Here is a 9,176-nt window from a genome sequence, read left to right as displayed (position 1 = left end):
TGCGGACCCGCATCGAAGAACCTTGCCGCCTACGGCCGATGGCATGCCGCCCGGAACAACGCGGACCGCTCCTACCTTGATGCGCTCAGGCTGCTGCTCGCTTCAGGCCCTCGCGCCAACACAATTTGCTGACACCGCCATGGAGGCGATGTAAGGCGAATAAATGATTACATATCGACACCCAAACCATCAGGATATAGAAGTATTCACCTCGTTGTAAAATTTAATGAAAAGGGCACTGGTGAAAAACATATCGGTTGCAACGTAGAAATTCAACTACGCACTCAGCTTCAACACGTTTGGAGTACTACCGTGGAAGCCGCTGGGTCAATGCTCAATCAGGATTTAAAGGCTGGCGAGGGCAGTGAAGACTGGTTGAGTTTCTTTTCTCTAATGAGTGGTCACATAGCCGAACTTGAGGGACTACCTAGAAGTGAAATTTTACCAGGAAGTCATAAGGAAATAATCGAGAAGATAAGGTATCTTGAAAATAAGTTAAGCGTTCGACAACAGTTGTCCGCGTTCAATGAATTTATGAATCAAGCCGAAAGCGATAGTAGCCTTGTTGGTTCAAAATTTATTCTGAGAATGGATGTAATGACGGGTGATGTCTCAGTAAGTCCGGCATGGCGTGAGATGTTTGAATATGATGATTTAGATGACGATTTCGAAGAAACTAAGCAGAGTTTGGAGGTCAGTGTTGACAACATGACAGCTCTAAGACAAGCCTATCCAAACTACTTTGCTGATACTCATACTTTCATTGATATACTAAAGGAAATACAATCAACAAAACAAAAGGCCAAGAAGAATACACTTGACAGCCTCGATTATAGCTTCTTGTCGAATTTTGACAGAAACAAAAATAAACTATCGAATAAGGATAATCGCCCCAAAGGTCTTCCTGAATTGCGTGACAATGGCTGGGTTTACTGTGATGGCGATCCTGTGGGAAGGTGGTCTCAGGGATTTCATGGCTCGTATTTCTTCTTACCTGGCAACGAAAATTATCACGCATTTCAATGTGATAATGTGCTGGATTTTCAAAAAGAATTACTAAGATGGTTTAGTGCCAAGTAGTATTGTCTGTGACTTTGAGTGGATTCCTAAATTATTGTTGTAGTCATGAATAAAGATGAAAAACTAAACTTCACCCCCGCTTCCGTCTCCTAACCCGACCGCCATCACTCCCATCTCCCTGCGTGTTGAACCCGACGACGGGCAGCGCCACCACCTTGCCCAGTTCCGGGAAGGGGTCGGTGGCGTGGGGGATGGCGTTGGCGGCGACGAAATGTTCCTGAAAGCGCGGCTCGATGGCGGTTTCGACCTTGGTGATCTGGCGCACGGTGCGTTCGATCTCGGCCCGGGCGGCCAGATTGCAGAGCGCGATGCGCGCGCCGGTGCCAGCGGCGTTGCCCGCGCTTGAGACTTTGTCCAAAGGCACGTCCGGGATCATCCCCAGCACCATCGCGTGTTTCGCGCTGATATGCGCGCCGAACGCTCCGGCCAGCACCACGCGGTCCACCACGTCCACACCCATCTCGTCCATAAGCAGCCGCGCCCCCGCGTAGAGCGCGGATTTGGCAAGCTGGATCGCGCGGATGTCACCTTGGGTGACGGTGATGCGCGGGCCGCCCTCGGCGGTGGCGTCGTGGATGAGGTAGGCGTTGGTGCGGCCCTCGGCAAAGCAGCGGTCGGTCCCGGTCTGCGCCGCCGATCCGATCAGGCCCGAGGGGTCGAGGAGGCCAGCGATGCGCAGCTCGGCCACCGCCTCGATGATGCCCGAGCCGCAGATGCCGGTGATACCGGTGGCGGCGGTCTCGTCCCAAAAGCCGTCCTCGTCCGACCACTTGTCACAGCCGATCACCCGAAAGCGCGGCTCCTTGGTGACGGGGTCGATGCGGATCGCCTCGATGGCACCCGGGGCGGCCCGTTGGCCGGATGAGATCTGCGCGCCCTCGAACGCGGGGCCCGGGGGCGAGGAACAGGCCAGCACGCGGGTGGTGTTGCCCAAGAGGATCTCCGCATTGGTGCCCACATCGACGATCAGAACGAGGTCGTCGGATTTGCCGGGCTGTTCCGACAGCGCCACAGCGGCGGCATCGGCCCCCACATGGCCCGCGATGCAGGGCAGCAGGTAGATCTGCGCTGACGCGGGCAGGGCGGTGAGGTCGAGATCGCGGGCGGTCAGGTTGAGGTGGTTCGACGTGGCGAGCGCAAAGGGCGCCTGACCCAGTTCGACCGGGTCAATGCCAAGGAGCAGGTGGTGCATCACCGGGTTGCAGACGAAGACGGTCTCAAGGATCAGGGCGGGGTCGATTTCGGCCTCTTTGGCGATTTCCTCGGCCAGCATGTTGATCGCCTCGCGCACCGCGCGGGTCATTTCCTGATCCCCGCCGGGGTTCATCATGGCATAGGAAACGCGGCTCATCAGGTCTTCGCCAAAGCGGATCTGCGGGTTCATGATGCCCGAAGAGGCCACGACCTCACCCGTTTCAAGATTGGTCAGGTGCGCCGCGACGGTGGTGGACCCAAGGTCGATGGCAAGGCCGTAGAGGCCGCCTTCGTGCAGACCCGGCCATGCGGCGATGATCTGCGGCGTGGCGTCTTTGGTTGTCTTGTGGAGTGCCACCGTGATCGCCCATTTGCCTTTCCGCAAAACGGGTTGCAGGCGGGACAGCACCGGGAAGGCGCAGGTGACCTGTGCGATCTCCCACTGGTCCTTCAGGGCGCGGGCGACGCGCTCCAGATCGCCGGTGGGGGTGTGCATGTCGGGCTCATCGACTTCAATGTAGTAAAGCCGGGTGGCCGGGTCCATTTCGATCACCCGCGCGCTGGCGGCCTTGCGGACAACCTGACGGTGGACCTGGGACTCAGGCGGCACGTCGATCACGATGTCGCCCTGCACCTTGGCCTGACAACCCAGACGACGGCCCTCTTTCAGCCCGCGCTTTTCGTCATACCGCGCCTCAACCGCGTTCCAGTCGGACAAAGCGCCCTCCTTTGCGGTGACGCCATGTTTGGAGAATTCGCCATAGCCCGGCGTGATCTGGCACTTCGAACAGATGCCACGCCCGCCACAGACAGAGTCGAGATCGACGCCCAATTGCCGCGCGGCGGTGAGCACAGGCGTGCCGACCGGAAACCGGCCGCGTTTGCCGGAGGGGGTGAAGACGACGAGCGGGTCTTGTTGGGACATGGGATTCTCTCTGGTCTTGGTTGACCGGGACCATAGCGTTCCGCGCGGTGGGAAAAAGGTGAATTGCGTCATAATGTTTATGCAGAGCGGCATGGGATGCGGCGTTGACCGGCTTGGACGCCGGTGCAAGAGTGAAGAGGACTTTGTGGTGGAGTGTCCCATGCGTAACCTGTTCCGTCTCATCACCCATGGCGCGGCGTTTGTCGCCGGTCTGGCGCTTGGCATCTACATCCTGCCGATCCTGACCGCCGCACCTGCGCCGGATGCCAGTATGCTTGAGGAAAAGGCGGCGCGGGCGCTTTATTCGGTTGAGTTGACACGCGATTTGCGCGGCAGCGATTTCCTGCACTGGGGCGAGGGCATGATCAGCATCACTCCCGAAGAGATCGTGCATGAGGGCAAGCTGGCGCCGGGACCGGATTACAAGCTCTACCTGACCAAGGAGTTCGTCGACCACGAGGACGCGTTCGAGCCGATCAAGGCCGAAGCGGTGCTGATCGGGGATGTGAAATCCTTTTCGGGCTTTTTGCTTGCAGTACCGGAAGGTGTCGACGTGGCAGACTACAACACGGTTGTGGTCTGGTGCGAGGCGTTTGGCGAGTTTATCACCGCCGGGCAGTACAAGTAGCGCGCAGGACGACCCCGCCGCGGCAGGACCGGGCAGGGCGTCGGGATCATCTGTCCTGAGTGGAAGCGGCGCCGCCCCTTGGGCCTGACCGTTCTCTCGTGCTGGCAAAGCCGTGGCTTTAGACCTGTACCCCGGTGACGGGGCCTCGTGTGACCGGTCTCTCATGATCGTCCCCGTATCGGGGCATCCGAGTGCAATGTCAGTTCTGGTGTCGCGGCATGGGAGTGACCCTTCCCGCTCAAAAGCTTTTGTGCGGCAGAAGGTGACGCAGAGGCGTTAAGGATCTAGTAAGCCTGCGTCCGGTGCCGGGAAAGCACGTTTCAACGCGCCTAACTCTTGCCCTCAAGCCAGCGTAGGATCTCACCCCGGTCTCCGTCGAGATCGGGGGCAGCGGGGCGCACCGTTGGATCGCCAAGGCCAGACATCTTGATCGGGTTGCCTGCTGCCTTGAAGGCTGGGCGTCCGTTGCGGTCAAGCACGTCCACCACCATGTTGCGGGCGAGGATCTGTGGATCGCGCATCACTTGCGCCACGTCCTGGATCGGACCGCTTGGGATGCCCGCAGCGCCCAGCTTGGCGATCCAATAAGCGCGGGTTTTGTCGAGGGTTACCGCCTCAATCAAGCGCTTCAGGAGGCGGGCGTTTTCCACCCGCGCCGGATTGGTTGCAAAGCGCGGATCGTCAGACAACGGCAGGTTCAGCGCGACGCAGAGTTTTTCGAAGAGCACGTCGTTCCCGGCGGCGATCACGAACAGCCCGTCCGAGGCATGGAACGTCTCGAACGGCGCAATCGACGGATGCCGCGCCCCCGTCGGAACGGGCGGCGTTCCGGTGACCGAGGTGATGGCGATGGCGTGTTCGAGGATGGCGAGCTGCGCGTCCAGCATCGAAATATCCACCTTGCGACCAACACCGCTTCGTTCGCGGTCCATCAGCGCTGCCAGCACCCCCTGGCTCAGGTACATACCCGCCACGATATCCCCGATGGAGGCACCTACGCGCACGGGCTCGCGCCCCTTTTCACCGGTGATCGACATGACCCCGCCGCGTGCCTGCACCACCATGTCATAGGCGGGACGTTTGGCCTCGGGCCCGGTATGGCCGAACCCGGACACCGCGCCGTAGATCAGGCGCGGGTATTCGGCATGCAGGTCGTCCCAGCCATAGCCCAGCCGCTCCATCACGCCGGGGCGGTAGTTTTCAAGGATGACGTCGGCACGCGGCAAGAGCCGTTCGAAAATCGCGCGATCCTCCTCCTTCTTGAGGTCTAGCGCGATAGATTTCTTGCCGTGATTGATGGCCGCGAAATAGGCGGATTTGCCTTTGGCAAAGGGCGGAAAGGCGCGTGTGTCGTCGCCTGCGCCTGGACGTTCGACCTTGATCACAAGCGCGCCCAGATCAGCCAGCGTCATGGAACAGAACGGTCCGGCCAGCACATGGGTGAGGTCGAGGATCGTGATGCCTGCGAGTGGTTTGGTCATTTTGTGCCTGCCGAGTCGGTTTTTTCCAAGTGAACGCAGCCGACCCAACAAGTGCAACAGGGCTGTGACGGGTCGGCGGAAACCCGTCGTTTGGGCTTATCCGCCGCGCTGCCCTCGCGCGTGAAAGACAAAGCCGAGAAGGTTCATCAAGACCTGTGCAGCGAGGATCGAGGTCGATCCGGTCGGGTCGTAATCTGGGGCCACTTCGACAAGGTCGATTCCAACGACCTCGTGCTTGCGCGACACCTGTTGCAGCAGTTCCAGCACGTCATAGTACAGAAACCCACCATGGCTGGGGGTGCCCGTGCCGGGTGCAATCGATGGGCAGAAAGCGTCGATGTCGATGGTGATATAGATCGGTGCACCTTGAGGCAGGCGGTTTGCCACACCTGCGGGGCCAAGCTTGCGGGCCTGCCGCACCGACAGGATGTCCGACCCGCGCGCGCGGGCATCCTCATAACCCTCGCGCGCGGTAGAACTGACATTGCGGATGCCAACCTGTGTCATGCCCGAAACCCACGCCTTTTCAGAGGCGCGGCGCATCGGGTTGCCGTGGCCATTGCGCACGCCGTGGCGTTCATCGACGAAATCGAGATGCGCGTCGATTTGCAGAATGTGGAGCGGATCTGCGCCCTCGAACGCATCGATACAGGGAATGTTGATCGAATGGTCACCACCGATAACCACGGGCAAAGCACCCGCCTTGCGGATCGCTTCAACCCCTTTGCGGATATTGGCGTGGCTTTGTACCGTGTCGGTGTGCACGATGTCCGCATCGCCCAGATCGATGATCCGCGTGTCGGCCAGATAGGTCACGTCGTCTTCGTGGTCATAGGCCCCGGCATGGCCAAAGCTGAACAATGTCGACGCCTCACGCACGCCGCGCGGGCCGAAGCGGGCACCGGCGCGCCATTGCGTGCCCGCATCAAAGGGCGCGCCAAGGATCGCCACATCGGCTTCAATCGCGCTCCAGTCCGGCTGGTACGGGCTGCGGGCAAAGGTGCAGATGCCTGTGAAAGGCAGGTTAAGGCGTCCCGCCTCGTATCCATGAGCCATGGGAGTCACTCCAGTTGATCCAGCGCCAGACTGCGGCAGCGCTTTGCCGCCGTAAAGAGCGGATTGGGGCTTTCCCCCAAGGGCAACCCATGCAATAGGGACGTGCCTAACGATGCTGTCCGTGGAAAGGGATTCCGATGGAGATTCGCGAGGCTCTCACCTTTGATGATGTTCTGCTGGTGCCGGGGGCGTCAGAGGTTCTTCCGTCCACCGCCGACACCCGCACCTGGGTGACGAAACGCATCGCGCTGAACATCCCACTGCTGAGCTCCGCCATGGACACGGTGACCGAAGGCCGAATGGCCATCACCATGGCACAGGCCGGCGGCATGGGGGTGATCCACAAGAACCTCAGCGTCGAACAGCAGGCGCGCGAGGTGCGGCGGGTCAAACGGTTCGAGAGCGGCATCGTCTACAGCCCCGTGACCCTGCGCGCCAATCAGACGCTGGCGGATGCGAAGGCGTTGATCGAGCGGTACAATTTCACAGGCTTCCCGGTGGTGGACGAGCAGGGCCGCGTGGTGGGCATCGTGACCAACCGCGACATGCGCTTTGCCACCTCGGACGACACGCCGGTCAGCGTGATGATGACCTCCAAGGACTTGGCGATCCTGCGCGAACCCGCCGACCGCGACGAGGCGATCAGCCTGATGAAATCGCGCCGCATCGAAAAGCTGCTGGTGGTGGATGGAAATGACAAGCTGACCGGGCTGCTGACCCTGAAGGATACGCAGCAGGCGGTGCTGAACCCGACTGCGTGCAAGGATGAACTGGGCCGGTTGCGTGTGGCTGCCGCCACCTCTGTCGGGGATGCCGGGTTCGAGCGGACCGAGGCTCTGGTGGCCGCAGGCGTTGATATCGTGGTGATCGACACCGCGCATGGTCACTCTCGCGGCGTGCTGGAGGCGGTCACCCGAGCCAAGACCCTGTCGAACGAAGTGCAGGTGATCGCTGGCAACGTGGCGACAGCCGAGGCGACCCGCGCCCTGATCGACGCAGGGGCCGATGCGGTCAAGGTCGGCATCGGACCGGGGTCGATCTGCACCACCCGCATGGTGGCAGGCGTGGGTGTGCCGCAACTGACCGCGATCATGGATTGCGCGCGCGCTGCAGGCGACATTCCGGTTATCGCCGATGGGGGCATCAAGTTCTCGGGCGATTTCGCCAAGGCCATCGCGGCAGGTGCCTCCTGCGCCATGGTGGGTAGCATGATCGCGGGTACGGACGAGTCGCCCGGCGAGGTTATCCTCTACCAGGGCCGCAGCTTCAAAGCCTACCGCGGCATGGGCTCGATCGGTGCCATGGCGCGTGGATCGGCGGATCGCTATTTCCAAAAGGACGCCGCCAGTGACAAGCTGGTGCCCGAAGGCATCGAAGGGCAGGTGCCCTACAAAGGTTCGGCCAGCGCCGTGCTGCACCAGTTGGTGGGCGGGTTGCGGGCGGCCATGGGCTATACCGGGTGTGCGACCATCGAAGAGATGCGCAACAACTGTCAGTTCGTTAAGATCACTGGGGCCGGCCTCAAGGAAAGCCATGTGCATGACGTGCAGATCACCCGCGAGTCGCCGAATTACCGGCTGGCCTGAGCGGACTGACGCGCGCGCATGTCTCCCGCTGCACGATGGGCTGCCGCTGCGAGCATCCTTGATCAGATCGTTGCCGGATATCCGGCGGAAAAGGCGCTGACCACATGGGCGCGCAAGTCGCGCTTTGCGGGCTCCAAGGATCGTGCGGCCATTCGCGATCATGTCTATGACATTCTGCGCTGCTGGCGCAGCACTGCGTCACTTGGTGGCGGCGAAACAGGCCGCGCGCGTGTCCTTGGCAGGTTGCGGCAAACCGGTGAAGATCCGGACGCGGTGTTCATCGGGGACGGGTATGCGCTGAGCCCCTTGTCAGAGGATGAACGCGAGGCTGGCCATCCGCCAATCGGAGTCGAAGCACTGGATCTTCCCGATTGGGTTTATGAACAATTTCTCAGCAGCTTGTCCGACAAAGCTGATGCAACAGCCGAAGCCCTGCGCCATCGCGCGTCTGTGTTTGTCCGGGTCAACCTGCTGAAAGCGGATGTAGTCTCCGCACAGGCCGCGCTGCTTGAAGAAGGGATCGAAACCGCTCCGCACCCTCTGTCCGAAACCGCGCTCGAAGTGATCGAGGGCGCGCGGCGCCTGTCACAGACCGAAGCCTTTCGGACCGGATGGGTCGAACTTCAGGATGTGGCAAGTCAGGCTGTGGTTGACGCTTTGCCCTTGACGGAAGGGATGCGCTGCCTCGACTATTGCGCCGGAGGAGGCGGCAAAACACTGGCGCTGGCCGCGCGCCTGCGTGGACCGGTCGATGCGCATGATGCTGACCCGCGCCGGATGTCGGACCTGCCGGACCGAGCCGATCGTGCCGGGGCCACCGTGACGCGGGTGGACCGGCCCAAGAGAACATATGACCTTGTTCTGTGTGATGTTCCCTGTTCCGGCAGCGGATCGTGGCGGCGGTCACCCGAAGGCAAATGGCGGCTCACGCCTGAGCGTTTGGACGAACTGACCGGAATTCAGGCAAAGATCCTTGATCAGGTCGCCGGACTTGTCCGCCCCGGTGGCACGCTGGCCTATGCGACATGTTCGGTGCTCACCTGCGAAAACGAGGCGCAGATCGACGGTTTTCTGTCGCGCCACCCCGGATGGCGCGTCGCAATGCATCAGCGGTTTGACTTGTCTCAGGGCGGTGACGGCTTCTTCGTTGCAACGTTGACAAAAACCTGACTCCAAAATACAACCATAGCGTGCATTCCCGTTAAGCGTCGCTTAAGTTTCATGCG

General features: G+C 60.8%; 7 protein-coding genes and 1 pseudogene. 5 read left to right on the top strand and 3 right to left on the bottom strand.

The window, feature by feature from the left end; all coding sequences use genetic code 11:
- Window positions 1-159: 159 nt before the first annotated feature.
- Together JJ869_RS23145 and JJ869_RS07590 are read left to right on the top strand one after the other, a co-directional pair.
- A pseudogene (locus tag JJ869_RS23145) lies at window positions 160-303 on the top strand (RelA/SpoT domain-containing protein); the annotation flags it as partial.
- 9 nt (window positions 304-312) lie between these two features.
- Window positions 313-1,080, top strand: a complete 768-nt coding sequence (locus JJ869_RS07590; protein WP_292265754.1) for a hypothetical protein — start codon at window positions 313-315, stop codon at window positions 1,078-1,080.
- Window positions 1,081-1,150: 70 nt separating this feature from the next.
- Here the strand turns inward: JJ869_RS07590 and JJ869_RS07585 are convergent, their stop codons facing one another.
- A complete protein-coding gene (locus JJ869_RS07585) occupies window positions 1,151-3,199 on the bottom strand; it encodes an ASKHA domain-containing protein (RefSeq protein WP_292265752.1) in 2,049 nt (682 codons plus the stop codon).
- A gap of 160 nt (window positions 3,200-3,359) precedes the next feature.
- Here JJ869_RS07585 and JJ869_RS07580 point away from each other — a divergent pair, with 160 nt between their 5' ends.
- The gene (locus tag JJ869_RS07580; protein WP_292265748.1) at window positions 3,360-3,827 is read left to right on the top strand and encodes a DM13 domain-containing protein; all 468 of its coding nucleotides are present in this window, start codon (window positions 3,360-3,362) and stop codon (window positions 3,825-3,827) included.
- A gap of 329 nt (window positions 3,828-4,156) precedes the next feature.
- On the opposite strand, the gene JJ869_RS07575 is transcribed toward JJ869_RS07580, so the two are convergent.
- Window positions 4,157-5,308, bottom strand: a complete 1,152-nt coding sequence (locus JJ869_RS07575) for a CoA transferase (RefSeq protein WP_292265745.1) — start codon at window positions 5,306-5,308, stop codon at window positions 4,157-4,159.
- Between the two features lie 96 nt (window positions 5,309-5,404).
- Window positions 5,405-6,364, bottom strand: a complete 960-nt coding sequence (locus JJ869_RS07570; protein ID WP_292265744.1) for an agmatinase — start codon at window positions 6,362-6,364, stop codon at window positions 5,405-5,407.
- 137 nt (window positions 6,365-6,501) lie between these two features.
- Between JJ869_RS07570 and guaB the strand changes: the two genes are divergently transcribed.
- Window positions 6,502-7,950 carry an IMP dehydrogenase gene (gene guaB, locus JJ869_RS07565; protein ID WP_292265743.1) on the top strand — a complete coding sequence of 483 codons (1,449 nt, stop codon included), beginning with the start codon at window positions 6,502-6,504 and terminating at the stop codon, window positions 7,948-7,950.
- Between the two features lie 18 nt (window positions 7,951-7,968).
- Window positions 7,969-9,120 carry an RsmB/NOP family class I SAM-dependent RNA methyltransferase gene (locus JJ869_RS07560; protein WP_292265741.1) on the top strand — a complete coding sequence of 384 codons (1,152 nt, stop codon included), beginning with the start codon at window positions 7,969-7,971 and terminating at the stop codon, window positions 9,118-9,120.
- Window positions 9,121-9,176: the final 56 nt, after the last annotated feature.

Origin of the sequence: Marivita sp. (genome assembly GCF_017643905.1) — a bacterium.
Classification (GTDB): domain Bacteria; phylum Pseudomonadota; class Alphaproteobacteria; order Rhodobacterales; family Rhodobacteraceae; genus Marivita.
Note: the sequence above shows the minus strand (reverse complement) of the source record. Positions and strands in the feature narration are given on the sequence as shown.

What these genes read in the sequence shown, in the direction of transcription:
- JJ869_RS07575 (WP_292265745.1), bottom strand. Translation starts at nt 5,308, where the DNA reads ATGACCAAACCACTCGCAGGCATCACGATCCTCGACCTCACCCATGTG.
- guaB (WP_292265743.1), top strand. Translation starts at nt 6,502, where the DNA reads ATGGAGATTCGCGAGGCTCTCACCTTTGATGATGTTCTGCTGGTGCCG.
- JJ869_RS07585 (WP_292265752.1), bottom strand. Translation starts at nt 3,199, where the DNA reads ATGTCCCAACAAGACCCGCTCGTCGTCTTCACCCCCTCCGGCAAACGC.
- JJ869_RS07560 (WP_292265741.1), top strand. Translation starts at nt 7,969, where the DNA reads ATGTCTCCCGCTGCACGATGGGCTGCCGCTGCGAGCATCCTTGATCAG.
- JJ869_RS07580 (WP_292265748.1), top strand. Translation starts at nt 3,360, where the DNA reads ATGCGTAACCTGTTCCGTCTCATCACCCATGGCGCGGCGTTTGTCGCC.
- JJ869_RS07570 (WP_292265744.1), bottom strand. Translation starts at nt 6,364, where the DNA reads ATGGCTCATGGATACGAGGCGGGACGCCTTAACCTGCCTTTCACAGGC.